Source organism: Brevibacillus brevis (assembly GCF_031583145.1).
In the GTDB taxonomy this organism is placed as follows: domain Bacteria; phylum Bacillota; class Bacilli; order Brevibacillales; family Brevibacillaceae; genus Brevibacillus; species Brevibacillus brevis_E.
Map to the genome: position 1 here is coordinate 3,192,213 of NZ_CP134050.1, position 24,967 is coordinate 3,217,179.

Annotated in this window: 32 protein-coding genes and 2 riboswitches; of the genes, 8 read left to right on the top strand and 24 right to left on the bottom strand. The window is 52.8% G+C overall.

All coding sequences use genetic code 11. The features are described 5' to 3' along the window. Positions 1-4: 4 nt before the first annotated feature. The 3 genes from thiS to RGB73_RS15845 form a co-directional block, all read right to left on the bottom strand. A complete protein-coding gene (thiS, locus tag RGB73_RS15835) occupies positions 5-208 on the bottom strand; it encodes a sulfur carrier protein ThiS (RefSeq protein ID WP_310763484.1) in 204 nt (67 codons plus the stop codon). 188 nt (positions 209-396) lie between these two features. Then, a riboswitch (TPP riboswitch) is annotated at positions 397-507 on the bottom strand. A 41-nt stretch (positions 508-548) separates the two neighbouring features. After that, positions 549-929 carry a sporulation phosphorelay system protein KapB gene (gene kapB, locus RGB73_RS15840; protein WP_310763485.1) on the bottom strand — a complete coding sequence of 127 codons (381 nt, stop codon included), beginning with the start codon at positions 927-929 and terminating at the stop codon, positions 549-551. Between the two features lie 29 nt (positions 930-958). After that, positions 959-2,179: an alanyl-tRNA editing protein gene (locus tag RGB73_RS15845; RefSeq protein WP_310763486.1), complete on the bottom strand. Its 1,221-nt coding sequence runs from the start codon at positions 2,177-2,179 to the stop codon at positions 959-961. A 96-nt stretch (positions 2,180-2,275) separates the two neighbouring features. Here RGB73_RS15845 and RGB73_RS15850 point away from each other — a divergent pair, with 96 nt between their 5' ends. Next, positions 2,276-2,671: a DUF2203 domain-containing protein gene (locus tag RGB73_RS15850; RefSeq protein WP_310763487.1), complete on the top strand. Its 396-nt coding sequence runs from the start codon at positions 2,276-2,278 to the stop codon at positions 2,669-2,671. Between the two features lie 27 nt (positions 2,672-2,698). Here RGB73_RS15850 and RGB73_RS15855 read toward each other — a convergent pair whose 3' ends face one another. The 3 genes from RGB73_RS15855 to RGB73_RS15865 all read right to left on the bottom strand — a co-directional run bounded on the left by RGB73_RS15855 (position 2,699) and on the right by RGB73_RS15865 (position 4,772). Beyond that, complete coding sequence (locus RGB73_RS15855) at positions 2,699-2,926, bottom strand: hypothetical protein (RefSeq protein ID WP_310763488.1); 228 nt, start codon at positions 2,924-2,926, stop codon at positions 2,699-2,701. A 188-nt stretch (positions 2,927-3,114) separates the two neighbouring features. Continuing rightward, a complete protein-coding gene (locus RGB73_RS15860) occupies positions 3,115-4,398 on the bottom strand; it encodes a glycoside hydrolase family 18 protein (protein ID WP_310763489.1) in 1,284 nt (427 codons plus the stop codon). A gap of 65 nt (positions 4,399-4,463) precedes the next feature. Then, positions 4,464-4,772, bottom strand: a complete 309-nt coding sequence (locus RGB73_RS15865) for a thioredoxin family protein (RefSeq protein WP_310763490.1) — start codon at positions 4,770-4,772, stop codon at positions 4,464-4,466. Positions 4,773-4,852: 80 nt separating this feature from the next. Between RGB73_RS15865 and RGB73_RS15870 the strand changes: the two genes are divergently transcribed. Further along, positions 4,853-5,863 (top strand): medium chain dehydrogenase/reductase family protein, encoded by a 1,011-nt coding sequence (locus RGB73_RS15870; protein WP_310763491.1) that lies wholly within the window; start codon positions 4,853-4,855, stop codon positions 5,861-5,863. 22 nt (positions 5,864-5,885) lie between these two features. Beyond that, on the top strand, positions 5,886-6,305 hold the full coding sequence (locus RGB73_RS15875) for a MerR family transcriptional regulator (protein WP_310763492.1): 420 nt from the start codon (positions 5,886-5,888) through the stop codon (positions 6,303-6,305). A 62-nt stretch (positions 6,306-6,367) separates the two neighbouring features. Here RGB73_RS15875 and RGB73_RS15880 read toward each other — a convergent pair whose 3' ends face one another. Further along, on the bottom strand, positions 6,368-7,864 hold the full coding sequence (locus RGB73_RS15880) for a long-chain-fatty-acid--CoA ligase (protein WP_310774338.1): 1,497 nt from the start codon (positions 7,862-7,864) through the stop codon (positions 6,368-6,370). A 180-nt stretch (positions 7,865-8,044) separates the two neighbouring features. Here RGB73_RS15880 and RGB73_RS15885 point away from each other — a divergent pair, with 180 nt between their 5' ends. Then, positions 8,045-9,493, top strand: a complete 1,449-nt coding sequence (locus RGB73_RS15885) for an HD-GYP domain-containing protein (protein WP_310763493.1) — start codon at positions 8,045-8,047, stop codon at positions 9,491-9,493. 282 nt (positions 9,494-9,775) lie between these two features. Here RGB73_RS15885 and RGB73_RS15890 read toward each other — a convergent pair whose 3' ends face one another. The 4 genes from RGB73_RS15890 to RGB73_RS15905 form a co-directional block, all read right to left on the bottom strand. After that, positions 9,776-10,093 carry a hypothetical protein gene (locus RGB73_RS15890; protein ID WP_310763494.1) on the bottom strand — a complete coding sequence of 106 codons (318 nt, stop codon included), beginning with the start codon at positions 10,091-10,093 and terminating at the stop codon, positions 9,776-9,778. Positions 10,094-10,236: 143 nt separating this feature from the next. After that, entirely contained in the window at positions 10,237-10,896 is a 660-nt protein-coding gene (locus RGB73_RS15895) for an FMN-dependent NADH-azoreductase (RefSeq protein WP_310763495.1), read from the bottom strand. Positions 10,897-11,040: 144 nt separating this feature from the next. Then, the gene (locus tag RGB73_RS15900) at positions 11,041-11,814 is read right to left on the bottom strand and encodes a sigma factor-like helix-turn-helix DNA-binding protein (RefSeq protein WP_310774341.1); all 774 of its coding nucleotides are present in this window, start codon (positions 11,812-11,814) and stop codon (positions 11,041-11,043) included. A 33-nt stretch (positions 11,815-11,847) separates the two neighbouring features. After that, a complete protein-coding gene (locus tag RGB73_RS15905; protein ID WP_310763496.1) occupies positions 11,848-11,982 on the bottom strand; it encodes a sigma factor in 135 nt (44 codons plus the stop codon). A 535-nt stretch (positions 11,983-12,517) separates the two neighbouring features. On the opposite strand from RGB73_RS15905, the gene RGB73_RS15910 reads away from it, so the two are divergent. Then, positions 12,518-12,700, top strand: coding sequence for a PLDc N-terminal domain-containing protein (locus RGB73_RS15910; protein WP_310774346.1), 183 nt, complete (start codon positions 12,518-12,520; stop codon positions 12,698-12,700). Between the two features lie 159 nt (positions 12,701-12,859). On the opposite strand, the gene RGB73_RS15915 is transcribed toward RGB73_RS15910, so the two are convergent. From RGB73_RS15915 to tlp, 10 genes are all read right to left on the bottom strand, one after another. Then, entirely contained in the window at positions 12,860-13,744 is an 885-nt protein-coding gene (locus RGB73_RS15915; protein WP_310763497.1) for an IS3 family transposase, read from the bottom strand. Then, on the bottom strand, positions 13,684-14,010 hold the full coding sequence (locus RGB73_RS15920; RefSeq protein WP_310763498.1) for a helix-turn-helix domain-containing protein: 327 nt from the start codon (positions 14,008-14,010) through the stop codon (positions 13,684-13,686). Before RGB73_RS15920 ends, RGB73_RS15915 begins: the two co-directional genes overlap by 61 nt. A gap of 112 nt (positions 14,011-14,122) precedes the next feature. After that, positions 14,123-15,079, bottom strand: coding sequence for a class 1b ribonucleoside-diphosphate reductase subunit beta (gene nrdF / locus RGB73_RS15925; RefSeq protein ID WP_310763499.1), 957 nt, complete (start codon positions 15,077-15,079; stop codon positions 14,123-14,125). 38 nt (positions 15,080-15,117) lie between these two features. Next, entirely contained in the window at positions 15,118-16,137 is a 1,020-nt protein-coding gene (locus RGB73_RS15930) for a serine hydrolase domain-containing protein (RefSeq protein WP_310763500.1), read from the bottom strand. A 69-nt stretch (positions 16,138-16,206) separates the two neighbouring features. After that, on the bottom strand, positions 16,207-18,291 hold the full coding sequence (nrdE, locus tag RGB73_RS15935; RefSeq protein WP_310763501.1) for a class 1b ribonucleoside-diphosphate reductase subunit alpha: 2,085 nt from the start codon (positions 18,289-18,291) through the stop codon (positions 16,207-16,209). Continuing rightward, entirely contained in the window at positions 18,278-18,637 is a 360-nt protein-coding gene (gene nrdI, locus RGB73_RS15940; RefSeq protein WP_310763502.1) for a class Ib ribonucleoside-diphosphate reductase assembly flavoprotein NrdI, read from the bottom strand. The genes nrdE and nrdI overlap by 14 nt, the downstream gene beginning before the upstream one ends. 147 nt (positions 18,638-18,784) lie before the next feature. Next, positions 18,785-18,983: riboswitch (cobalamin riboswitch) on the bottom strand. Positions 18,984-19,153: 170 nt separating this feature from the next. Next, positions 19,154-19,666, bottom strand: coding sequence for an ACT domain-containing protein (locus RGB73_RS15945; protein ID WP_310763503.1), 513 nt, complete (start codon positions 19,664-19,666; stop codon positions 19,154-19,156). Positions 19,667-19,703: 37 nt separating this feature from the next. Continuing rightward, complete coding sequence (locus RGB73_RS15950) at positions 19,704-20,048, bottom strand: hypothetical protein (RefSeq protein WP_310763504.1); 345 nt, start codon at positions 20,046-20,048, stop codon at positions 19,704-19,706. An 18-nt stretch (positions 20,049-20,066) separates the two neighbouring features. Next, positions 20,067-21,179 carry a tRNA 2-thiouridine(34) synthase MnmA gene (mnmA, locus tag RGB73_RS15955; protein WP_310763505.1) on the bottom strand — a complete coding sequence of 371 codons (1,113 nt, stop codon included), beginning with the start codon at positions 21,177-21,179 and terminating at the stop codon, positions 20,067-20,069. Positions 21,180-21,340: 161 nt separating this feature from the next. After that, positions 21,341-21,562, bottom strand: coding sequence for a small acid-soluble spore protein Tlp (tlp, locus tag RGB73_RS15960; RefSeq protein ID WP_310763506.1), 222 nt, complete (start codon positions 21,560-21,562; stop codon positions 21,341-21,343). Between the two features lie 135 nt (positions 21,563-21,697). On the opposite strand from tlp, the gene RGB73_RS15965 reads away from it, so the two are divergent. Further along, on the top strand, positions 21,698-21,913 hold the full coding sequence (locus tag RGB73_RS15965) for a hypothetical protein (RefSeq protein ID WP_310763507.1): 216 nt from the start codon (positions 21,698-21,700) through the stop codon (positions 21,911-21,913). A gap of 3 nt (positions 21,914-21,916) precedes the next feature. Here RGB73_RS15965 and RGB73_RS15970 read toward each other — a convergent pair whose 3' ends face one another. Both RGB73_RS15970 and RGB73_RS15975 read right to left on the bottom strand, forming a co-directional pair. Further along, positions 21,917-22,261, bottom strand: coding sequence for a DUF952 domain-containing protein (locus RGB73_RS15970; RefSeq protein WP_310763508.1), 345 nt, complete (start codon positions 22,259-22,261; stop codon positions 21,917-21,919). A 29-nt stretch (positions 22,262-22,290) separates the two neighbouring features. Then, positions 22,291-22,533, bottom strand: coding sequence for a hypothetical protein (locus tag RGB73_RS15975; RefSeq protein ID WP_310763509.1), 243 nt, complete (start codon positions 22,531-22,533; stop codon positions 22,291-22,293). Between the two features lie 176 nt (positions 22,534-22,709). On the opposite strand from RGB73_RS15975, the gene RGB73_RS15980 reads away from it, so the two are divergent. Both RGB73_RS15980 and RGB73_RS15985 read left to right on the top strand, forming a co-directional pair. Beyond that, a complete protein-coding gene (locus RGB73_RS15980) occupies positions 22,710-23,738 on the top strand; it encodes a glycerophosphodiester phosphodiesterase family protein (protein ID WP_310763510.1) in 1,029 nt (342 codons plus the stop codon). Between the two features lie 57 nt (positions 23,739-23,795). Beyond that, entirely contained in the window at positions 23,796-23,993 is a 198-nt protein-coding gene (locus RGB73_RS15985) for a hypothetical protein (protein ID WP_310763511.1), read from the top strand. Positions 23,994-24,070: 77 nt separating this feature from the next. Here RGB73_RS15985 and RGB73_RS15990 read toward each other — a convergent pair whose 3' ends face one another. Further along, positions 24,071-24,604, bottom strand: a complete 534-nt coding sequence (locus RGB73_RS15990) for an NUDIX hydrolase (protein ID WP_310763512.1) — start codon at positions 24,602-24,604, stop codon at positions 24,071-24,073. Positions 24,605-24,967 lie beyond the last annotated feature (363 nt).

The window sequence follows — 24,967 nt, forward strand, 5'->3', positions numbered from 1 at the left end:
CCAATCATCCTCCTCCGACAAAATGAACGATTTCAATGCGGTCTCCATCTGCGATCGGTGCGTTTTCATAGCGGGAACGGTCAATAATCTCTCCGTTTTGCTCCACGACGACGATCTTTTCCTGCAGCTGATACGAAGCGAGCAGGGCGCGGACCGTGGTGATCTCTTCCGCGAGCTCTACCTGCTTGCCGTTTAGTACAACTACCATCCTCTTCCCCCCATCCAGAAACCCTCGATCGCGGCCGGCCAAAACTGAACGACCGCGAAAAAGGAAAGGTAACAAAAAAACGACTCCTTCCTTCACTGGAATTCTCCAGCAAACAGAAGAAGCCGTCTATCCAATCATCACGTACGGCAGACAGAAAAAACCATCCGCCGTGGATGGTTTGGTTCATAACGATTCGTTATACCTCTTCCTCCGCTGGCATGACCCAGTTCAGGTTCAACGGTCAGTAGCACTCTCGCTACAATCTCAGCCGACGATGCTCGGCCCCCGTTTGGTAATCTTTTTATGCGATTGTCGTTCGTTCGAGTTCTACACTACCACTCTACTTCGAATTTGTAAAGGCTTCCTTGTGCATGGCCTCGAGCTCCACCAGACAGCGCTGAGCCCACAAGGACATTTTTTTCAGCTTTTCCATTTCCCGCTCCATGGCGACACGGACGGATTCCTTGTAGTCCGGGATCGGTCCGTTGTAGCGGATCGCCGATTGGCTTAGGGTCATGAACTTCTCTTGGTAAGAGAGGGCTGGACGCTGATGAAACAAAGGCACGTCCACTTCAAAAGAGGTATGCAAGTCGCCCTGCGTCGGAAACTTCGTGACAGCGAGCACCTTGACGAGCAGCTTGGTGTCATGGACTTCCAGCACTTCGGTGATGTACTCTCCTGTTTTTTGCGTGACGCGCACAATATCTCCCGGGTTCCACATCGTGGCTCATCTCCTCTTCACTTCTTTTGTCAGTGTCCGGCAGTCGCGAGGGCTGACTCGAGCAGCTGCCGGGCATGAGCCAGAACGTCATCCGCCGGCACGCTCGGTTGACCGCCGCCTTGCGCCATGGCCGGATTTCCGCCGCCCTTGCCGGCGATCAGGGGAAGTGTTTCCTTGATCAATTGATTGACGGGCACGTTCACGTCGGAGCCTCGGGCGAAGACTAGCTGCAGCTTCTCCCCTGTCGCCGCCAGCAAGCAAACGGCATCCGGTGCCAGCGCAACCGTCAGCTGGGCAAACTGCTGCAGCTCCTGAATCGACCGTCCTTCAAACGAGCGCTGAATCAAGCGCACAGGGCCGAGCAGACTCGCCTGCTCCAATTGCTGGCGGACTTCCCCTTCGAGCAACAGGCGCTCTTTTTCCTGCAACGCTTGCCGGAGGGCATCACGCTCCGCGACCAGCCTTTCCGACTGCGCGACGAGCTCGGCTTCGCCGGTCATCAGCAGCTTGGACACATCGCGGATCGTGGCTTGCTTTTTGCTGTAATCACGCAAAGCGCGCCACCCGCAAATAAACTCCAGGCGAATGTTCCCCCGATGGCGCTCCCAACCCAATATTTTGATCATCCCGACTTCCCCGGTGCCCGCCGGATGTGTCCCTCCGCATGGATTGTAATCGAAATCGGGGATAATCACGACACGGACATTTTCCGTCACAGTCGGCTGCTTTTTCAGCGGCAGCGTCGCTAGTTCCTCATCATCAACGAAACGGGCAGAAATCGGACGGTTTTCCAGGACGACCTGGTTGGCCCGCCGTTCAACGGCTTCCCAGAGCTCTGCCGACAGCTCGTCAAGTCTGACATCGATGGTGACTCGCTCTTTCCCCAAATGAAAGGCGACTGTCTCGGCACCCGCCACTTCCAGAAAGGCTGCGGACAGGATATGCTGGCCGGCGTGCTGCTGCATATGGTCGAAGCGGCGATCCCAATCGATCGAGCCAACGACTGTCGTCACCTGCTCCGGCATCGGCTCTAAGAGGCGATGACGAATCTCCCCGTCCACTTCTTCCACGTCCAACACCTGAATGTCCCCAAGCGTCCCTTGGTCGGACGGCTGCCCGCCGCCGGTCGGGTAAAAGGCGGTCTGGCTGAGCACAACGAATGGAACACCGTCCTCCTCCACTCCGCGCCTGGTCACTTCCGCCGTAAAGCTTTGCTGATATGCATCCTGATAATACAATCTGTCTTTCATTCTGACGACTCCTTGCCGCATGGAGCAAAAACTGCCACTGGTATTGCCCCAGCCATTTTCTCCCGTACGGGGTAGCTAGTATAATAGGGTCAGGAGGTGGTACTCTTGACCAAGAAATATTTTACACGCGATGAGGCCAATCAGTTGTTGCCGTATGTACGCGAAGAGCTCGCCTTTTTACAGGAAGCCAAACGCCGTTTTTATAAGCTGTACCAAGAGCGTGAACAGATCAGAAGAAAGCAGCCCGCTTCCGAAAAGGAGCTGTTTGACGTGGAGTGCCGCCTCGAATTCATGGAAATGGAAGCCCAGATGCACATTTCCAGCCTCATTGGCAAAGGGATCCAGGTCAAGGACATCGACATCGGGCTCTTTGACTTCCCGGCAATTATCGATGGCGAAGAAGTACTCCTATGCTGGCGGGCCGGTGAAGACTCCATCACGTACTACCATGGGCTGCACGACGGCTTTAGCGGGCGCAAGCGGATCGACTGATCTCTCCTCCAGGGGAGGTTGAACGGCTTATCCGAGGAGCTGCTCCATTTTTTCTTCCCGTATCGCGCGCTCTTCCGACGTCGCCAAGTCGTATTTCTTCAAAAGGTGGAACAGCTCGTTCAGCTTTTCTTGAGACAGACCGGTTTCAAGCAGCGCCCGCAGCTGTTCCACCCGCTCCTGCGGCAAAAACGGCGACTGTTCGGCCAATTTCTTTTGCACATCCTCCGTACTGTGATCCAGTTTGCACTCTCCCATCTTCTCTCTCCTCCCGTTTTTTCCGATCGATGACTTCCGTGTTCTTGTTGCCATCATACCACGATTTGGGCGGATGGGAAAACACGCCCACCCTTTTCCGTCCGCGCTCAAAACGAGCTCTGAAACCTCTTTTGGCGGATGTGTCAAGTAAAGAAGGCGTACAACCCGATGGATTGCACGCCTGCCGGTTACGCCCTTTTGCGAACGCGAAAATTCCCTTCGATCAACAGCCAGTTTTGCGGAAAGGGAAGACCGAGCTTCCAGTAGCTGACGCCGCGCAGTCCCATTTGTTTGACGAGATCAAATTTGGCCTGGATCGATCGGGCATCTTCAAACCAGACCTGATGCTTCCGGTCTTGGTCATCCGTGTATTCAAAAAACGGAGCCTGTGCCCGGTAGTCGTACTGAATGCGGACGTTGTGCTCGGCAGCCAGGGCAATGGCGGCTTGTGGACTGAGCGCTCTGGCAGTGGTGCCGCGCTGGTAGGGCAGCGTCCAGTCGTAGCCGTACAAATTTTGGCCCATCATGATCTTTTCGGGCGGCATTTCGGTAACCGCGTAGTTCAGCACGCGTCGAACCGGTCCAATCGGGGAGACGGCCATGGGCGGTCCGCCGCTGTACCCCCACTCATAGGTCATGATCACCACGAAGTCGGCTATTTCTCCGATCGCCCGGTAATCGTGGGCCGCATACCATTTGCCTTGCTGCTGAGCGCTTGTTTTCGGCGCGACCGCGACGGACATCATCATCCCTGCTGCCCTAGCCCGCGCCTTGGCCCGGTGCAAAAAACGGACATACGCTTCCCGGTCCGTAGCCGGCAAGGCCTCCATATCGAAATGGATGTCGCCCATCCCCAGCTCCTGGGCAGTCGCGATGATGTTGTCCAGCAGCTTGGATTGCAGGTCGTTGTCATTCAGCACAAGGCCACCCAGCTCCGAACTGAACTGGCTCCCCTCCAGATTGGTGACGACCAGCATCATCACGACGTGATTATCGCGCGTGATTTGATGAAAATGGTCGAGGGGCGGGCGCGCCAGAGTGCCGTCCCGCTTGATCCGAAAGCTGAACGGAGCCAAGTATGTCAGATGAGGAGCGGCCTTTCGCACATCGGTTTCCAGAGCCTCCGAGACTCTCCTCCTCGGCTCCGCGTACGCGTTGAAATCTGCCGCCCGTCTGGGACGGGGCGGAATGTACAGCCTTTGCCCTACTTGCAGAGGGCGGTATTGGGAGATCCCGTTTGCGCGTGCCAGCTCAGCCGCGCTTATGTGATAGCGCTGTCCAATGGTATACAGCGTGTCTCCTTGCTTCACCGTGTAGTAGCTGCCCTCGATGGGAATCACGAGCGCCTGTCCGATGACGAGATTTGCCGGGTCAGGCAGCTCGTTCGCTGTCGCTATTTCAGCAGCTGTCGTATGGTATGTCTCGGCGATGCCAGACAGAGTCTGCCCCGTCTCCACCACGTGAATTTGCATACGCCTCCTCCTTCGCCACGTTTCTCTTTTTCTATGTATTCCGTGGGAAGGAAATGGGTGTATGTCTAGAACCATTCTTTGAGCCGTTCAAACAGGAACGCAGCCGATTGTATGGCGTAATGCCGCTCGATCAGCTCCCCTTCACGAAACAGCAGCAACGCAGGTACGCTGGTGATTTCCCACATCCGAGCCATGTCGGGAGCCAGATTGATGTTGATGCTTCTCGCATTCACTGCGGGCAGCGCTTCCAGCGTCACGGACAGCATCCTCTCGGCGAGCTTGCACGTGCCGCACATGGGGGTATAGATGAACAGAACGAATGTCAATTTTTCTTCTACGGCTCGGCTGAACTCCTCCGCCTTCCATTCCTGCACGCATTTCTCCCCCTTGACTTCGAGTAAACTCTAACACCTACAATACATCCTACGTCCCAAGAGGAAAAGGAGAAATCACCATGAACCGTTCAAGCATCATCGTTACCCGCTACGGAGGACCTGACGTCCTCGAAGTCATATCCGAGCCTTTGCTAGCACCTGGAAGAGGCGAAATCCGCGTAAAAGTGGAGGCATCAGGGGTCGCCCTCGCCGATCTCATGCGCAGGGAAGGTCTGTATCCACTGTCGCCCGAGCCGCCCTTTATTCCGGGTTACGACGCCATCGGTATCGTCGATGCGATTGGCCCGGACGTGGAGAATCACAAAATCGGCGACCGGGCGGCGGTCTTCTTTAACGGAGTCGGCGGCTACTCTTCACATGTCATTGCCCCCGCCGAGGAAGCGATCCCGGTCCCGGAAACGCTGGATCCCGCTGCCGCAGTAGCCCTATTGCTGAATTACGTGACGGCTTACCAGATGCTGCACCGCATCGCCCGGGTATCGGCTGGGGACCGCGTCCTCATTCACGGCGCAAGCGGCGGCGTCGGTACCGCGCTGCTTGAGCTGGGCCGGCTTGCCGAACTGGAGATGTACGGCACCGCTTCGGCAGCCAAGCGTTCCGTTGTCGAAGGATACGGAGCCGTTGCGATCGACTACCGGTCTTCCGATTTTGTGGAGGTACTCGAAAAGCTGGCACCGAACGGAATCGATGCCGTCTTCGATCCGATCGGCGGCAGGAATTGGGACCGCTCGATGCGAACCTTACACAATCAGGGCACGTTTGTTGGATACGGGTACACCTCCGTATTGGAACCAGGGACGGAAAACGACTGGGCGGCCCGGTGGAAAAGCTTGGCCGAGTCAAAGCGGACAAAAAAAGGCAATCCCGTCCATCTATACAGCATCACGAGCTTGAAGCGTGAGCATCCCGACTGGTTTATGGAAGATGTTCGTCATTTGTTCACGCTGCTTTCGGCGGGACAAATCCAGCCGTTGATCTCCCATCGTATTCCTTTCCAAAACGCCGCCCAGGCCCACGAGCTGCTGGCAACATCCAGGGCAACGGGAAAAGTCGTTCTTGTCCATTCTTGAAGCGATAGAAAGGAGTTTTTTCATGTACTCCATCGGTGAAGTGGCGAAGCTAACGGGGGTATCTCCTTACACGCTGCGCTACTACGAAAAGATTGGCGTGCTGCCGGATCCGAACCGACAGGCAGGCAAGAAAAACGGCATCCGCCAGTACACCGATCAAGACTTGCGGTTCATCCGTTTTATCCACGGATTGAAGCAGACGGGGATGAAGCTCGAGGAGATCGCTTCTTTCGTGGAGGACGGCTGCCTCATGGTGGACGATTTTCCACAGACGGAGGTTCGTCCCACGCTTGAGAAAAGAATCGAGATGCTGGATCGCCATCTCGAACAGCTGGAGCAGCAAATGGAGCAGCTTCGGTCCGTGCAAAGCTACGCGGAAGAAAAACGGTCCTTCTACACCCAACTGCTTTCATCCTACGGAGAGGGGCAAAAACAGGACTGAGTACCGGCACACACGCAAAAACCAGCGCAATCCTTCACGGTTGCAGCTGGTTTTTTCTCTTCTTATTTGCGTAAGGAACGGCGCAATATTTTCCCCGTGCTGTTCTTGGGCAGTTCAGGCACGAACTCCACTTGACACGGTACCTTGTATTTAGCGAGCTTATCCGAGCAAAACGCTACAATTTCTTCCTGCGACACCGCGACTTCCTTCAGGGCGACAAACGCTTTCACTGCCTCGCCATGCACTTCGTCCGGTACGCCGATGACAGCCGCCTCGATGATGGCCGGATGCTGGTAGAGCACTTCTTCGACCTCGCGCGGATAAACGTTGTAGCCGTCTACGAGGATCATATCTTTTTTCCGGTCGACGATGTAGATGTACCCCTCCTCGTCCATTCGAGCCAAATCGCCCGTATGCAGCCAGCCGTTTTTCAAGGCGGCAGCCGTCTCATCCGGCAGTCCGAGATAACCGAGCATCACGTTGGGTCCCTGGACGACCAGCTCTCCCACTTCTCCACGAGGCAGCTCGTTACCCTCCGGATCGACCACCTTGTTGACCACCCCAGGCAGATCGATGCCGACGGACCCGGGCTTCCGCGTCCCGCGAATCGGGTTGAAAGCCGTAGCCGGGGCAGCCTCGGAGAGACCGTACCCCTCCATGATCTTTACCCCGTATTTTTCCTCGAACTTGTGCAAAAGCTCCACCGGCATCGACGCTCCTCCCGAGCAGCATACGCGGATGGTCGCGAAATCAGCGCGAGTGGCATCGGGGAGCTGCAGCATGTAATTGTACATCGTGGGGACGCCGGCAAAGCAGGAAGCCTTTTGTTCCCGGATGACATTTACGACTTCTGCCGGATGGAACTTCTGGACGATCAGCATGGTCGCCCCGGAGCGAATCGGTCCGTTCAGGCACACAGTCATGCAAAAGACATGAAACATCGGCAGGACCGCCACGACCCGATCATCGGGCTCAAGCTCAAACAATACGCCCATGGCTTCCGCATTGGAATCCATATTGAGGTGGGAGAGCATTGCCCCTTTCGGCTGTCCGGTCGTACCCGATGTGTACAGGATTACCGCCAGGTCGTTCTCGTCTTGCTGAGGCGGCTCAAAACCGGTCTGCTTTTCGGAAATGAGCTGGTCGATTGTGAGGCCGTTCACCGCTGGTCCCGCGTAGATGACCATTTGCAGGTCAGGGAGCTGGTCGCGAAGCGGTGTCAGGACCGGCTCCAGAGCGGCCAAGGCGACGACCGCTTTCGCTTTGCTGTTGGACAAGATAAAGCCGATCTCTCTCGGAGTATAGATGGGATTCATGGGGACAACCGCTGCTCCAGTCCTCAAGACTGCGTAGTAAGCGCTCACAAATTCCGGGCGATTGTCCAAAAGGAGCGCCACGGCATCCCCTTTTCCGATCCCGCGCTGCGCCAGGGCAGCAGCCAGGTACTCGACCTGCTGGTCCAGCTCCGCATAGGTCGTGGTCTCCCCTTGGAAGACAAAGGCGGCGCGATCAGGAAAAAGGTGAGCGCTGTGTTTCAAATTTTCATTCAAATGAGCCATCACACATCTACCTCCTTTTGAAAAATTTTAACATTCCGAATAGTTCTGCGAAAGCACAACTTTTGGATCAGAAGGGAGTCTCTACGAGTTTTTCATTCAAAGCGTACGGGAGGATTCGACACAACTCATGTCGAATCTTGAAAATATTAGCAGACTGTTAGTTGATCATGGAAAGTTGGAATGATGATGCCTCGCTCACCTCGCTCTTTAGCTGTAATCATGTCTATTACCACTGTCGTTCTTGTTCTGGGATATGTGTATCTTCTGACGTTCCCCGGACACCGAACGATGTGGATTTTCCCTCGCTTTCACTTTTACGTGATAACTCCAACACTTCTTGCGCTGGCCATCAGTGCGGTTGCCGTTGGATGGACGGGGATTCGGCTTCGGGATATGAATGTGCTTATGCTGGCATTAGCTATCGTATCTCTGACCGGTTTTTTTCTCATTCACGGGCTTTCGACCCCTGGATTCATTATTGATGATCCATCCCACTTGGCAGGTGTTTCCTCGCAAGTCGGGATGACCACGTGTGCTGTCTGGATTTTTCTCTCGACCCTTCCATCGGACCACTCCTTTATCCGCTTTATATCGAAACATCGGAGGAGTGTTGTCGCCGGTTGGGTAGCCATGATAATCCTGTTGAATATCGCAGCACTGAACTATCCTGGCATTTCCGGCTTCATTCCGATCGATTTCATGCCGATGAATTTTCTGCTGGCTTTTTTCACCGTGTTCCTGTATCTTTGGGCGGCCAAGAGATATTTTCAGCAATATCGGTTCGTCAAGTTTCCTTTGCATGCGGCAATCGTGTTTGGCTCCGTTCTGCTTTCCATCACCGAATGCGTCATGGTCACAACAAGGATGTGGACCTTGGCCTGGTGGCTGTATCATGCCATTCTTGCCGGCTCGGCCCTGATGCTGTTGTACGGGATCATAGCCCAGTACCAATCGAACCTTTCTGTAACCCAAATCTTTCAACAAGGATTTAGGTACCCATTCTTGGATCAACTACACATCCGTATCTCCAGCAGCATGCAAAATCTGATAGTGGCCACGGAAACCAAAGATGAGTATACTGCAGGTCACAATTACCGTGTAGCCATGTATGGATTGCAGCTGGCCCGGGCTATGAATCTCGACTCGGAACAATTGCGAGCCCTGACTCGGGGCGGTCTCATTCACGATGTGGGGAAAATACAGATCCCTGGTGAAATTCTGAATAAACCGGGAAAGCTAAGTCCGGACGAGCGAACCGTGATCGAGCAGCATCCGGTAATCGGTTACGAAATGTGCAAATACATTGGCTTCATGACGGAAGAACTGTCGGCTATTCGGCACCATCACGAAAAATGGGATGGGACGGGTTATCCGGACAAACTGAAAGGAACAGAGATTTCTCTACCTGCAAGAATCCTGGCGATTGCGGACGTATACGATGCGTTGACCTCGCGAAGATCCTATCGCGAGCCTTGGTCGCAGGAACGCGCGCTGCAAGTAATTATCGAGGGCAGCGGCACCCACTTTGATCCCGAATGCGTTTCCGCCTTTGTGCGACTCTGTACTGAAGGTGAATTGGTTGTTCCGCAAGCCATGGAACAGATTCAGGGAACAGCAGCAACTCAATGACCGATTCAAAATGGCTTTTCATGGTCAAAAAAATAAGACAAGCTGCTGCGCTCCACTCGAACCGTAGAAGCTTGTCTGCAGTCTGGGCAGCCGATATTCCGGCTGCTTTCTTTTTGAAGCAAACCGTGTTTTGGGCATTTTCTTCCTGAACGTAGATATCCTTTTTTGTTAAGAAGGTGAGAGTTTTTCGAGAATGTATAGGGGCTCCCTCAGCTGGGAGAGGCCAAAGGGAGTCATCCCGAGGGCGAAGTGCATGAAAAAAGGGAGAGCATTTACTCTCCCTCAGGGCCATGGGGTTCTATTCCTTTTAAAAATTCCTAGTCCTTGCAATTCCCGATACGTTTTAAAAATGTCTTTCGCGATTTGTACATTATTTACCACTGCGCCCAAATCTATGTCGCTTATGCTTGGAATCATCTGAAGCAATGAGGGTCTCCCCGTCCCTTTTCTTCTCATCGTCTTCATCCATTCCTGATGATACTTATCCAATGCTGCCGGTTCTCTTTTCAGCTGACGTCTGGAGATGTTGTTCTGCTTGAGCCATTGCATGAATTCCGGCGCGAGACGATCCTGACTCGCGATTGATTGCTGTTTTCTCAAGGATGTTCCTCCTTTCCCTTCAAAATTCAAAGGAGCAGAAGGAACCTGGCTCCTCCAAAAACAAAGATACTGAATACCATATGTCATTCGGACTACATTTGCTTGTACGCTTGCCTATCGATGAAGGGCAGACCCTTCGTTCCTTACTTGATTGCACCCCCTGCAATGCCGGCCTTTGCAAAGAAAGCAGCCGCAGACTCTGCTTCTTGAAACGCCTTGGCTACTACCTCCTCCCTTTTCAAGGAATGATTCCCTTGTGCACGGATGATTTGATAGTCGACTCCCATAAAGTTGAAAATGGATTGTAAAAATTTGTGAGAATACTCAACTTCCGTGTACCAATCTTGGTTTGTATAGATCGCGCTGCTTGCTTGAATGACAAGCACGTTTCTGCCGTCGTATAGCAGACCGACCGATCCCTTGTCCGTAAAGGCGTACGTTTCTTTCGGGATCAGAATGTTATCGATGTAGTCCTTGAGCTTGGATGGAATGTTAAAGTTATGCAGCGGCATGGCGATGACGTACTTTTTCGCACTTTTAAATTGATGGAGAATTTCTCTCATCCGGGAGTCCAGCACCTGTTCTTCTTCCGTCAAGCGCTCTCCTTTTTTCTTTTTTTCCTGTAGGCTCAGATAGGTACGATCAATGCAAGGAATGTGTTCCCGATACAAATCGATTTGTTCGATAGGCCCTTCCGGATTCATTTTTTTATATGTCTCCAGAAAATGATGAAGGACTTGCAGACTTACGGACGTGTCGCTATCCACATTCGGATGCGCATTGATCACCAGCAGTTTTTCCAACTTCGATCTCTCCCTTATCCTCTATTTCGATACGTATATGAGACAAATCACGAATCGATTTTGTGACCGGATCGCTTGGGACACCACATAAAAAAACCGACCCGAAAATCAGGTCGGTTGTTTCTCTGTTTTGACAAGCAGCAGTTACCTTCCATTCAAAGAGACATGTTTCAGCTTATCTGGATTCGAAATGATGAACAACCTCACAGGCCGCGAATTGCTGTCGAATTGGAATGACAAGACTCCAAAGACCTCGCCGTCCCTTTTCAACAGAAGGCCAGGCTGCCCGTTAACGTTGACAAACAGCTGATTCTTCAACCCAAAGCTTTTGGATGCGATCCCATTGAGAAAGGCTAGGATTCGTTCGCTTCCGATAATCGGGAAGACAGCTGCCCGTACCTTGCCGCCTCCGTCCATGTACAAGCGCGCCTCATCCGCCAGCATGCCGACAAATTTCTCGAAATTCCCGGTAAGCGCTGCGTTCATGAAGGAGCGTGCGAGTTCCTCCGCTTGCTTGACGTGCGTGGAACTGGCGCGAACCTCTTCAACAGGCAGGGCAATGGACGCTTCCTGCGAAGTCGCTCCCTGATCTTTCTCCCGAACCCGCCCTGGGTTGATTTTTCGCTTCGCCCGGCTGTGCAGCTTCCGGCAACTCTCATTGCTCTTGCCCAACATCTCCGCAATGTCCTGATAATCATAATCGAGCGTTTCGCGAAAGATGAAGACAGCCCTCTCCAATGGCGATAGCTGTTCAAGCAGGACGAGAAGCGCGTAGGAAATCGATTCCGTCCGCATCGCCGTTTCTTCCGGTGACCCAACCGTATGACTCACCTCAGGCTCCGGCAGCCAGGGACCGGTATAAACTTCACGAGTTTTGCGGGCTGATTTCAAGAAATTAATGCAACGGTTGGTAACCATTTTCACTAGATAGGCCCGAACGTTCAAGATATGCTAGAAACGCTTTGTCTCCAGCTCAGCGAAAACGTCCTGCACGATATCCTCGGCATCCGCTCGCGAGCCAAGCATTTTGTATGCGAGGCTGCTTAGCAGCGGTTTATACTCGAAATACAAAGCGTTTGTATCCACTCTGATCGTCCCCCCTCTGTTCAACGAATGTTTCCACGTATGGTATCATAATTCACCTGGGCTGCTTTGTTCACCATGAATCATCAAAATGCAGGAAGCACCCTAATGAGGCGATGGCCGAACAATTCGAAGTTCAATTCGGAATGTTTGCCCAACTTGGGGACGCTGATTTTCGGGTGAGGTCTTTGCTTATCCTCCACTCTGCATGGGGCGATGCTGCTGGTCTCATCTTACCCTGACCAATGCCCTGTCGAGGACATAGAGGACATCATAGAACAGATCGTACGACAGTTCTGCTATGCCCTTCACCGTTCGGGGATGGATTTCCAGGCGGGCAGCTAGGACGGAAGGATAGAACGAATCTCTCTCTTATGCTATACTTGATACTTAGTTCCATAATTTCCAAATCATTCTATCCTTAGGGAATTGTCACGCATCGGCGGTTCAGCCTTCTTTGCCTTCGCGATGACCACCCTGTTTCGAATTGCAGGTGATTTTTTTGATCAGTATAGGGCACGCCGACCCAGGTTTTTTCATGCTTTTCCCGATCCTCTTTATATTGCTGGCGAACGTGCTGAATATCCTCATCAGCATTTGGGCGTACCGGGATGCGAGGAAAAGGGGGAACAGCAAGGAATATGCCATCATCGTCCTGATCGCGCTCCTGTTTTTTCCGCTCATCGGACTCATCGTCTACCTGGTGATTCGGAAAGATTGAATCAGGAAGAAGGATCGCCTTCCCTTCTTGGTCATGGGGAAGGAATCCTCGTGTTTAGTTGGCAGCAGGGATTGAATCTGCTGATCTTCCGGACGAAAAGAACCCGTACCCATAATGGTCAAGACCCCATTTAGTGGACAGTAAGAAAAAACCCGACCGTTAGACCGACAGCTGACGTCTGAATTCAACAGGCGTCAGCCTTTTTAATTTTCGTTGTGGTCGACTTTGGTTGTAGAATTGAATATATTCCTCAATTCGCCTTTGTGCCTCATCCACACTTCGGATATCATAAGGGTAGAGCCCTTCCGTTTTGAGATGCGAGAAGAAGCTCTCCATCGAGGCATTATCATAACAGTTGCCTCTCCGAGACATGCTGATTTGGGCGCCAACCTTCGGCAACATGTCGTGGTAAGCGTAGGACGTGTACTGGAATCCCTGATCGCTGTGAACGATCAGTCCAGTCACGTCTTTCGTCTTTTTAAAGGCTTTCTCAAAGGTCCGTAGGACCAACTGATTGTCGTTGCGAACTCCAATGTGGTAAGCCACAATCTCATTATTAAACAAATCCTTAATAGCAGACAGGTAGAGCCACGTATCCGCGACACGATACTGTGTGACATCGGTTACCCATTTTCGATTAGGTGCATCCGCTTTGAAATTCCGCTGCATCACATTCTCAGCGACTCGTCCACCTTCGGTTGAAGCATAGTGACCTCGATATTTGCGGCGTATTCGAGAACGGAGCTTCATTTCTTGCATCAGACGTAGTACCTTCTTATGGTTGACCCATACCCCGTGATCTCGTAAGAGAAACAGCTGGGTTTGTCGATACCCATATTTACCATCATACTTCTTATAAACTACTTTGATGAGGTCTTTCACGGGCTTGTCCCGGTCCGCTTGTTGCCGTTTCAAGTATGCATAGTATCCACTTCTTGAGACTCCAAACAGGTTGCAAAGTTCACTAGTCGTATACTCACCAGCTACTTGCTTGATCGCCTCATACTTATGGGCTGCACCTCCCGCATCCAGATTTTCAAACACTTTTTTAGCATCGAGTTCTCTCGTTTTAGCTTTTTAACATATCGATCTTGGTCAACATATTCTTCACGTCTACCTCGTTGATCCATCAACCCAAATTCGCCTAACTGTTTATATTTTTTCATCCATACTTTAAGCCGGTGGCGGTCCGGAATCCCCAGATGCTCCATGATTCGACGGTATGTCCATCCTTCTTCGATATGCAGTCGTATGGCTTCCACCTTTAATTCGTGAGAATAACTTCTAAACGTTTGCCCCTCTTTCACCATAAAAAATGCACCCCTTAAATTTCATCGGATTTACCAGGGGTTTAATCCAATGTCCATTCTAAGGGGTGCACTTCATAAGGGAGCGGGTTCTTTTTTCTTATGCATCCTGTGATCAAAAATCGAACCGGAAATCGTCATCCGACAACGGCTCGATGTGAATGGAGCGGACGTAGCCATTGCCTTTTTTGGAGAAGAAGTCGTGCTGCTTCGTCTGCGTGCGGATTCCGTTGAGGACGATCGGATTGACCTCCTCCTCCGGGAAAAGAGGGTCGAGTCCCAGATTCATCAACGCTTTGTTGGCGTTGTACCGGACGTAGGCATGCACTTCCTCAGCCAAACCGATGGAGGAGTACAGCTCGGCGGTATACGCTTCTTCATTGCGATGCAGGTCCTGCAGCAGCTCGTACAGTTCCTCCTTGGCCTCACGCTGCTCTTTTACACTCAGGCGCTGAAACACTTCCTGCGCGAGCACGCCCACATACAAGCCGTGGATGCTCTCGTCGCGAACGATCAGGTCGATGATCTCGCCGCTGCTCGTCATTTTGCCCTGACCCGACAGGTAGAGCGGATAGAAGAAGCCGCTGTAAAACAGATAGCTCTCCAAGAAGACGGAGGCCACCATGGCCATGTACAAGTCTTTCTCTGTTTGGATTGACTGATATCGGCTGGAAATACGGTCTGCCTTGTACTGCAAGTGTGGATTCTGCTCGACCCAGCGGAAAATCTCGTCAATTTCCTCCGTCGACGCCAACGTGGTAAAAATGCTGCTGTACGACTTCGCATGGATCTGCTCCATCATGCCCATAAAGGCGAGTACGGCTTTTCTTTGAAGGCCGTCCACATGCTCCATGATCTTCGGCATCCCCACGCCGCCTTGGACCGTATCCAGGAGCGTAAGGCCGCCAAGCACCTTTTTATACGTATCCCGCTCTGCCTGCGACAGCTCGATCCAGGCCATTTTGTCATCCGACAGCGGGATTTCATCGTCGGTCCAGAACTGCATGATGTTCTGGTTCCAAAACGTCATCGTAAAATCGTCATCCGGCCTGTTCCAATTGACTGCTTTCATCTCGTCGTTCCTCTTCTCTGTTTTGCTTGTATCGATCTCTATGGGACACAGCCCATGACCCGATCTCCAAATCCTCTCACATCCGCCAAATAATCGTAGCCGGGAGGGGAACCGAAGCTGTTGAACATCCGTACCGCCACCAGATCGCGGGAAGGAACCACGAGCAGCGTCACGCCTGTATACCCCAATATCTGGTAGGATCCCTTGGGCACCCGCTCGCCGATTTCCGTTTTTCGTGCGGGCAAGTCTTTAACGAACCACAAAAAGCCGTTTTGCGGCAAGTCCTTGTCCTGCAAGGGAGGACTTTGCAGCGAGGTCGCCATCTCGATGATTTCCTTCGGCACGATCTGCCTGCCAGCCACCAAGCCTTTTTTCAAGTGCACGTACCCCCAAAAGGCGAGCTCGCGTGCCGAAACGTACAGATTCATTTTGTCGCCCTCGGTGCTCGTGCTGGTGTACCAGCTCGGGTGATTCGGCTCGCGGATAACCTCTGCCATCTTTTCATTCATCGCGGCCCGCCAGCCTGTTTCGGCAAATCCCAACGGTGCAAATATTTGTTCGCTTACGATTTGCGCAATCGTTTTGCCTGTGGTCCTTTTGACAATGTCGGCGAGCATGTCGATGCCTACGCCGCGATACGACCAGCCCTGCCCGGGGGGAAACTCGCGGATGATCTCGCCAGTATAGGTGCCGTTCAATCCGTGTGTATGCGTAAGGAGATGGCGGATCGTCGTCCCGGTCATCACCTTCGCATCCACGTGTGTAAGGTAATCTGTCACCGGATCGTCGATCGATCGGATCGCCCTCGCAACTACGGCATAGGCGACGGCGTAGCCGATGTAGCTCTTCCGTACCGACGCGACGTGAAACTGCGTATCCGCCTGGATTTCACGAGAATCCGGCTCCAGGGAATGCCTGCCCCAGTATTTTTCCGCCGCGATCGCATCGTTGTGGATGACCATCATCGCTGCACCGGAGCAAACCACTTGCTGATACGTATGTTCCACATGCCGGACTACGGGTTCGAACTGCATCGTTTGCTTTCGGCTCAAATCCATAATCAGCCCCCCAAATGTTGGTACGTCAATTGTACCATTTCTTGATGAGGGGACGATTCGCTTCTTGCGTTACACCGCGCAGCTGATGCACTCTTCTACCGTCAAATGCTTGGTCCGGGTGTAGTAGAGAGATTTCAGCCCTTTCTTGGCCGCGTAGATGTAGTAGCGGGCCAGCTCCCTCGTCGACACGTTGCTGTTCACGTGCAGGACGGTCGAGATGCCTTGGTCGATGTGCTCCTGAATTTCTGCGATCAAATCGATCACCTTGAACTGGTCGATGACATAAGCCGATTTGTAATAGAAGTAGTTCTCCTGCGACAAGTACGGCATTGGATAGTAGGTCGTGGAGTTGGCGTACGTTCTCGTTTCGATGTGCTCGACGATCGGCATCACGCTCGACGTCGCGTTTTGGATATACGAGATGCTTTGGGTAGGGGCGATCGCCAGGCGGTATGCATGATACAGACCATGCTGACGGACGTTTTCCTTCAAGGCAGCCCAGTCCTCCGGAGTCGGAATGTGCATCCCCTCAAACAGCTCTTTGCCTCTTTCCGTCCTTGGCCGGTAATCGGTACCCAAATACTTGTCGAAGTAGGTCCCTTTCGCATATTCGGACTTCTCGAATCCGAGGAAGGTCGTTCCTTTCTCCTTCGCGATTTCCATGCTCTTTTCCAGCGAGTAATAGTTCATCATCATGAAGAAGGTTCGGACGAAATCTTTTGCTTCTTCACTCTCGTACGAGATTTTGTTTTTCGCCAAATACCCGTGCAGGTTCATCGCTCCAAGGCCGACGGAATGCAGCTCCCGGTTCGCCTTTTGCACGCCCGGCGCGTTTTCTACGGCGGTCATGTCGCTCACGGCCGTGATCGCCTCGATCCCTTCGTAGACGGACTCGCGGATCATTCGCTGTTCCATCACATTCACGATGTTGAGCGACGCCAGGTTGCAGCTGATATCGCGGCGGATGATGTCTGCCTCTCCGTAGTTGTTGATCGTCGAGGTGTCCTGCAGCTGGAAGATTTCCGTGCACAGATTGGACATTTTGACCGAGCCAATGTCTTTTAAGGCATGCTGGCGGTTGGCATTGGTCTTGTTCATGATGTACGGATAGCCGGATTCGAGCTGGATCATGGCGATCTTGGTCAGCATCTCGCGTGCGCTCATGAGCGTCTTCTTCTTGATGCGGTCATTGGCCAGCAGCTCTTCGTACATCTCGTCCAGGTCAAGATCGTCCAGGTGCTTGCCGTATTCCTTATAGACGGAGTACGGAGCAAAGACGGTCAGCGGCTTGTTTTCCTCCGCCAGCTTGTAGAAGATGTTCGGAACGATCAGCCCGATGGAGAGAGTCTTGATCCGTGATTTCTCATCCGCATTGATCTTTTTGGAGTCGAGGAACTCGCCTACATCCCAGCCAAAAATGTTGTAGTAAGCAGCTCCGGAGCCTTTGCGCTGGCCCATCTGATCGGCGTAGGAAAAAGCGTCTTCCAGAAGCTTGAGCACTGGCATGATTCCTTTTGCCGCCCCTTCGACTCCCTTGATCGGCTCTCCACGGCCGCGCAGCTTGGACAGATTGACGGCAACGCCTCCCCCGATCTTGGAGAGCTGCATGCAAGTACCCAGAATGTAGTTGATCGAGTTGAGCGAATCGTCCATTTCGAGCAGGAAGCAGGATACCATTTCGCCGCGCCGGCTTTTCCCCGCGTTCAAGAAGGTCGGAGTCGCTGGCTGCAGCCGCTGGTCCATCATGGAAACGGTCAGCCGCTTGGCCTTCTCGAAGTCTCCTTGTGCCAGAGACAGGGCGACGATGGCCACGCGATCCGGGTACTGCTCCAGGTAATACGCTTTGTCGTCGGTTTTGAGGGCGTAATCTTTATAAAACTTGGAGATCGCCATGTAGGAAGCGAATTGGAACGAAGCGTCCTTCGCCAGTCGGAACACCTCTTCTACCTCGGACTCCGAGTACCGATCGTAGACGTTTTCGTAGTAGTCGTTTGCGATCAGGTAATCCATCCGTTCCTTGACGCTGCCGAAAGTGAGCGTCTTCTCCTGCACTTCCCGCATGAATTCCTCGACAGCTTCGCGATCTTTCTCCAGTTGGTAAAAACCGTCTGCGCCTCGCTGCATGAGTTCGTTGTTCAGTTCAATATGCCGCAATGGTGGCCACCCCGCTCGTAAAATGTTCGATATCCCGGCTGGTGCCGGACAATTCAAATTTGGAAATCACCGGAACGCCGTACTTGCTTGCGATCGTATCGGCGCTTTTGGCGAAGGTCGCGCCCCAGTTGCGATTGCCGCTGGCAGACACCCCGCGCATGTATGTATGGTTTCGTTTCAGAAAAGCGTCTACCTTAGCGGGGACTTGTCCAAATCCGGTCGTATACGTCACCAGGACAAACGGCTCCTCGATGACCATCTCCGGATCGATTTCCACGCTTCGCATCGGTAATTTGTTTACAAACCTTCTGACGTTCCCTGTCTTGGAATCGTACGCGATGAGCATCTGTTTCCATCCTTTCCTCGCGCTTGTCGCAAATGAAAAGCGCATTCGACCTTGGAGATAGTCGAATGCGCTGTCGATCGTAAAGCAATGCCTGTCAACCCGTACGGGCGAATCGAGCGCTCCAACACTTCCCTATCTCCCGTAGGTTCACGTGTCAGCGGGCAGGCAGGTCTCCTGGCTCCCGGCTCATCGCTTCATTCCTCCTTCCCAATCAGACATGATCAGTGGCCATTTTCTGGAAAGAAGCTCCCCGGTTACAGTGGCGGGACCGCGCCGGACTCTCACCGGCTTCCCTATTAAGTCTGCCAATATTTTGTGGCTAGACACCTATCCGCATCAATATGTAGTTGGTAAAACCCACTTTACATCAATATGTCGTGGTAGTCAAGATAGACAAAACAGTTTCCGACACTCCGGCTGCTAGTTTCGTCCCGTCCGGTTTTTTCCAAGAAAGGAAAAAGCAAAAAACCGCCCGCTCCTGAGCGGACGGTAGCTTCAAGTTTACAGACAAACCAATTATTTCAGGGAAACAACCTTGGTGATCTGTGGCAGCTCTTCAATGGCCGAAACGACAAGGGGAGTGATTTCTTCATCCGTCACCGAGACGAGCAATGCGTTTTTGCCCTTTTGCTCCCGCGAAACGTTGAGCTTGGAGATGTTGATTTCATGCTCCGCCAATTTCCGCGAAACGTCGTAAATCACACCCGGATAGTCGATATGATGAACCAAAAGACCGAAAGCACCCGGCGGTATGCGGCATGCGCAGTAATTGATTTCGCTGATGTACACTTCCCGCCAGTCCTGGGCAAACGTGTACTTGTTGGTGCCGACCCGCAAGATAGCCAAATGGTTGGCGTACTCTCCCGAGCTGTGCTGCACAGCGATACGGGTGCCCAGTCCCTCCAAGAGTAGATTTGCGATTTCATCCCTGTTGTCGTGAGCCAAAATGCTCAAGGACGCTCCAGCCAGATTCGGCTCGATCCGCTTGATGAGCATGGCCAACTCGCGAAGACCTGCAAGTTCGGTCATGATATACCCTCACTCTCCCAGTTTGGTAGCGCGTTTATTACGGATTCACGGAGTCCGGAAATATCCATCCCTCCGGCTCTTTGAGGATGGAGGAATGATTTTCGGAGCGATACCATGCAGTGAACGGCCTTCCATCTTTTGTAAATTCAATCCTGTAGATCGTGTTTCCTTTCCCGCTTTGCTCAAAAGGACTCTCGTCAACCGGTACGGCGGTGATCCCGCCAGCTACGATCACTCCGCCTTTTTCTTTGATCGCTTTCTGAATGATCGCCATATGCTCGTTGCCGGTAGCCGACATGCCCATGTATGCGACAAAACCGAGAAGAATGGCTCCAGCCACAAACGAAACGATGATCACTTTTGATTTTTTCACTGCGTCCACTGCGTTTCCTCCGATTGGTTAGTTCTCTTTGTCCAGCAGAGTGATCTTATCGATCGTACCGCCTCCGAGGCAGTATTCTCCGTCGTAAAAGACGACAGCCTGTCCGGGCGTCACGGCTTTTTGCGGTTTGTCGAACACGACTTCCACCTGGCTGCCTTCGCGCAGGTGTACCGTGACACCTTGATCCGGCTGACGGTAGCGGAATTTGGCGGTGCAGGTAAAGGTGTCAGCCGGCTTCCGGCCGCTCACCCAGTTCACGTCTGTCGCGATCAGGCTGGTCGAGTAGAGGCGCGGATGATCGGAGCCTTCTCCGACGATCAGCACGTTGCGTTTCAAGTCCTTGTCGACGACAAACCAAGGTTGGCCGGTCGTTCCGTGTCCGCCGCCAATACCGAGACCTTGTCGTTGGCCCAGCGTGTAGTACATCAAGCCGTCGTGATGGCCGATAACCGTCCCGTCCACCGTCTCGATGTTGCCCGGTTTCGCAGGCAGGTAGTTCTGCAAAAATTCGCGGAAGTTGCGTTCCCCGATGAAGCAGATGCCTGTGCTGTCCTTTTTCTTTGCGGTCGCGAGCCCAGCTTTTTCCGCAATCTCACGCACTTCGGCCTTCGGCAGATGACCGATCGGGAACATCGTTTTGGACAGCTGCTCTTGGCCCAGCACATTGAGAAAATAGGTTTGATCTTTGTTGGAATCTACCCCGCGGATCAGCCTGTACTCGCCATCCACCTCTTTCACCTGCGCATAGTGTCCGGTGGCGATGTAATCAGCGCCCAAATCCATGACCTTGGCGAGCAGCTCGCCGAATTTGATTTCCCGGTTGCACATGACGTCCGGATTCGGGGTGCGACCCCGTTTATATTCATCCAAAAAATACTGGAATACTTTTTCCATGTATTCTTTTTCAAAGTTGACCGTGTAATATGGAATGCCGATTTGTTCACAGACGCGCCGGACGTCCTGGAAGTCATCTTCCGCCGTGCAATGGCCGAATTCATCGGTATCATCCCAGTTTTTCATGAAGATGCCGATGACGTCATATCCCTGTTGCTTGAGCAGGTAAGCCGTCACGGAGGAGTCGACTCCGCCGGACATGCCGACAACGACGCGTGTATCCTCTGGTCGTTTCATGGTCTTTCTCCTCTATTTTCAATTTGTTCCTCTAACAGATTACCACGTTTCGCAAAACAAATCATGTGTTCTTGCACTTCTGCCGGAAATGAGTCAGACGCGCTTTGGTTTCCCTATAATAAAACGCCTGTCGCATGAAGGCAACAGGCGTTTGCATTTGCTTACTCGGCTTCCGAGACTTCATCCTTGATCTCCGAGCGATACCCTTCAATACTCTCGGCGCGGCGCTCGTTTTTTTCTTCGAGATTCGCCCGCTCTTCCGCCGACATTTCCTGCGAGTGAGCAGCTATATACGCTTGTGACTCGCGAATGTTCTCCTCCGTATTTTGCAGCATCTCCTGGAGCTTTTCTGCGTTGTCTGAACGATCATCCGGTTTCGCCATGTGAAAAAGCACTCCTTCGCAAGGTGTTTTCGTGGTGGATGCACCTATCCCATTTTGCTCCATTCGTGGCTGAATTATGTAAGCTCGTGCTATAATGCTGATACCCAACCCATCACGTAAAAGAAGGTTTCCAACATGGCATCTCTCGACCTCTTGGAGCGCAAACTGCTCAAGATCATTACCGACACGGACCCCGTCCGGTTGAAACGTCAGCGAATGAATCCCGACAAACCGCGCGAAACGGAAGCGGAACAGCGGCTGCGCATCGGACTCTTGCTGCGCAGACTGGACAAATTGCCGCAGGACAAGCGGCAGGAAGTGCTGGAGCTGCTGAAATGGTTCAACTGGTAGTCCTCAGCGAATGCTCGGTCCGATAGCCCAATGACCCTCTTTTCGCTCCATGCGCCTCATGTCCACGATCGCCTCTTGGTTCAACGGGCCGTAAATGTGCGGATACAGAAGTCCGTCCTTGGCCTGCTCGTACTTTACCGGGGATGAGGTTCTGTCTTCGTCAACGACAAGCACGAACAGCTCCCCCTCGTACGCCGCATACACGCGGTTTGCGACCTTTTCGAGCAGGTCATCCCCTTTGGTCGCGTGGATAAAGCCCTCCTGCTCATAATCGCGGGGGAGGTAGTGATCCCGCCCTTTCCATTCTTCCCAGTATCCTTTTGGCACCAAGCAATAAATCGTATTCATCGTCGTCTCTCCCTCTTTTGCAGCCGATGCTACCGGCCTAGATGTCTGTCGATGTGGCGAATGGCTTTGCCGTAAAACATCTCGTCAACCCGCCCCTGATCCCGTCTCCATTGAATGAAGTTGCGCAAGGAATGCAGGTCGATCCAAGCGTCTTTGGATTGCGGATTGTTTCCAGGCACCTCCCCGGATATTTCCCCGTCATGCACCAGCCTGGCCATCTCGTTCGGGTGCATGCCAATTTGGTACGCAATTTGATGCAACGCTATTTTCATGGAGTCTCACCTCCCGTGTACCTGCTAGACTTTCTCCTATTGTGCCAGTCTTTTGCAGCGCTGCCAAGCATCCAGATGCAGCGACTGATTTGACCAAATGGTCTGCCATTTTTCTAAAACTGCCCGATTTGTTACAATTGATAAACCTTGTCCACCTTTTTGGAGGTTTGCATCTGATGAATAAAAGAAATTCCGGGCCGCGCAAGCCCATATGGAAACGAAAATCCCTGTGGATCCTTCTCTTCTTTGTCGCATTTGTCTACGTCAACAACAGTTCGCTTCTCGAAGGTCCATCCGGCCGAGAACCGTTCTTGCTCGCACATCGGGGAATGGCGCAAACGTTTCATATGGAAGGAATCACCAACGAGACATGCACCGCTGAACGGATTTACCCACCCGAGCATCCGTTTCTGGAAAATACCATTCCGTCTATGCAAGCGGCATTCGATGCGGGCGCCGATATCGTCGAGCTGGACGTCCAACCGACGAAGGATGGCAAGTTCGCCGTCTTCCACGACTGGACACTCGGGTGTCGGACGAACGGCGAAGGTGTGACCCGCGACTTTTCCTTGGCCGAATTGCAAAAGCTGGACGTCGGGTACAACTATACCCCGGATGGAGGCGCTACCTATCCTTTTCGCGGGAAAGGCATCGGATTGATGCCGTCCCTGGATGAAGTCTTTTCGCAATTTCCCGCACAGCCGTTTTTGATTCACGTCAAGAGCAATGACCCGTCGGAAGGGGTAATGCTGGCCGACTACCTTCAAAAGCTTCCCGCAGAACGTCTGGCCTCCCTGACTGTATACGGCGGAGACGAGCCCATCGCTACCTTGCATGAAAAGCTGCCCCAGATGCGGGTCATGTCCATGGCGACATTGAAAAGCTGCCTCATACCTTACATCGCAGTGGGGTGGTCGGGGTACGTCCCCAACGCCTGCAGTCATACACAGCTGCACATCCCAGACAAAATCGCTCCGCTGCTTTGGGGTTGGCCGAACCGCTTCATGGAACGGATGGATGCCCAGGATACGCGCGTGATTCTCGTGGCAGGAAGCGGAGACGTATCCAGCGGCTTCGATACGCTGGAGGATCTTCAGCGCATCCCTGACGGGTTCTCCGGAGGGATCTGGACCAACCGCATCGATCGTATCGCGGCAGCATATAAACATGGGGAGAGCAGCTATTTTGTACCCAAATCAGAGTGAAACCAATGCTCTTCATATTCGTATTCCCTACTATCGACACCATAAGGAGTGATTGGGATGCTTAAAAAATGGTTGAAGAGCCTGATGGGACAGCATTCGTCGTCTCACCACTACCGAAAATTCAGCAGCAGCGACCACAACTATCGAAAGGGGCACGGATATCCCAACGACTCCGGCTACGGACGCGGCCATTCGTATTACGGCAGTTCCCACTACAAGAAGAAGCGATCCAGTCGCAGCTTTTTCAGCAGTTAAACAATCGTTTAAAATTACTGCAACATAAAGCGGCAGTTCAGAACAGCAAAGAACCAAGTCTGTCTGGACTGCCGCTTTTATTGGAGGATTCCCGGATGTTTTTGCAATACCCATTGAAGCAGTTTCAGATGAGGGAATGGTTCGAGCCGCAAATGCAGGGGCAGCTCTTCCTGCATGATTGCTTTTCCTCCCGCATTCAAATATTGGCCCAGCGTCATGCCCTTCCCGACGATCCTCGCAATGTCTGCCGGGGCAAGTAGCAGGAGCCCTTTCGTTTCGTGGGCGGGTACCGGAGTGTCGTTCGAAACAGCCAAATAGATCGGCGTGATCTGACTGCGATTCAAATGCCTGCCGACCAGAATCGGCTCGATCTCCGCAGCGGGCCAAGTGTCCTCCAGCAATGCGGGATAGCCGGATGACGCTGTCGCGTACCAGTACGTCGCAGGCGGCCGAATTGCTGTGATATGAAGCGTCGCTTCTTCGTACGCCTCACGCGCCGCACATTGCCATCCTGTCTCCTTTCCTTCCCGATGTCCCCCCAGACGCACGACCCCAAGAGCATTGCCCGCCCGTGTAGGTCCCACCTGGAAAGGAAATCGGCCGTCTACCATCACATATGCCCCAGCCGTCACGATCACTTCATTGGAAATTTTGAAATCAGCTCACTCCTTCCTGTATAACCTGTGCGACAGGGACACCATGGCGCTTGCCCTTCCTCGTCGGTCTGCGCGCTTGGCTATCCTTCACCCCTTCCTGCTGAGTTTGATCTCACCACCGTTTTCCTGCCCACAATCCATCACGGAAAATGTCTAGAATAGTTTATGCACGCGTACAAAAACTCGAGAACCGCTACCCTCTTTCTGTCGTGCAGCGCTCCGTGTCCAAGCCAAGCTTCTCCTGACTTTCGTCTATTTTCCTTCTGGAACCGAGGCAAGCTGTGTTCTCCTCGTCATTTCTTCATCGACTCTTCACAG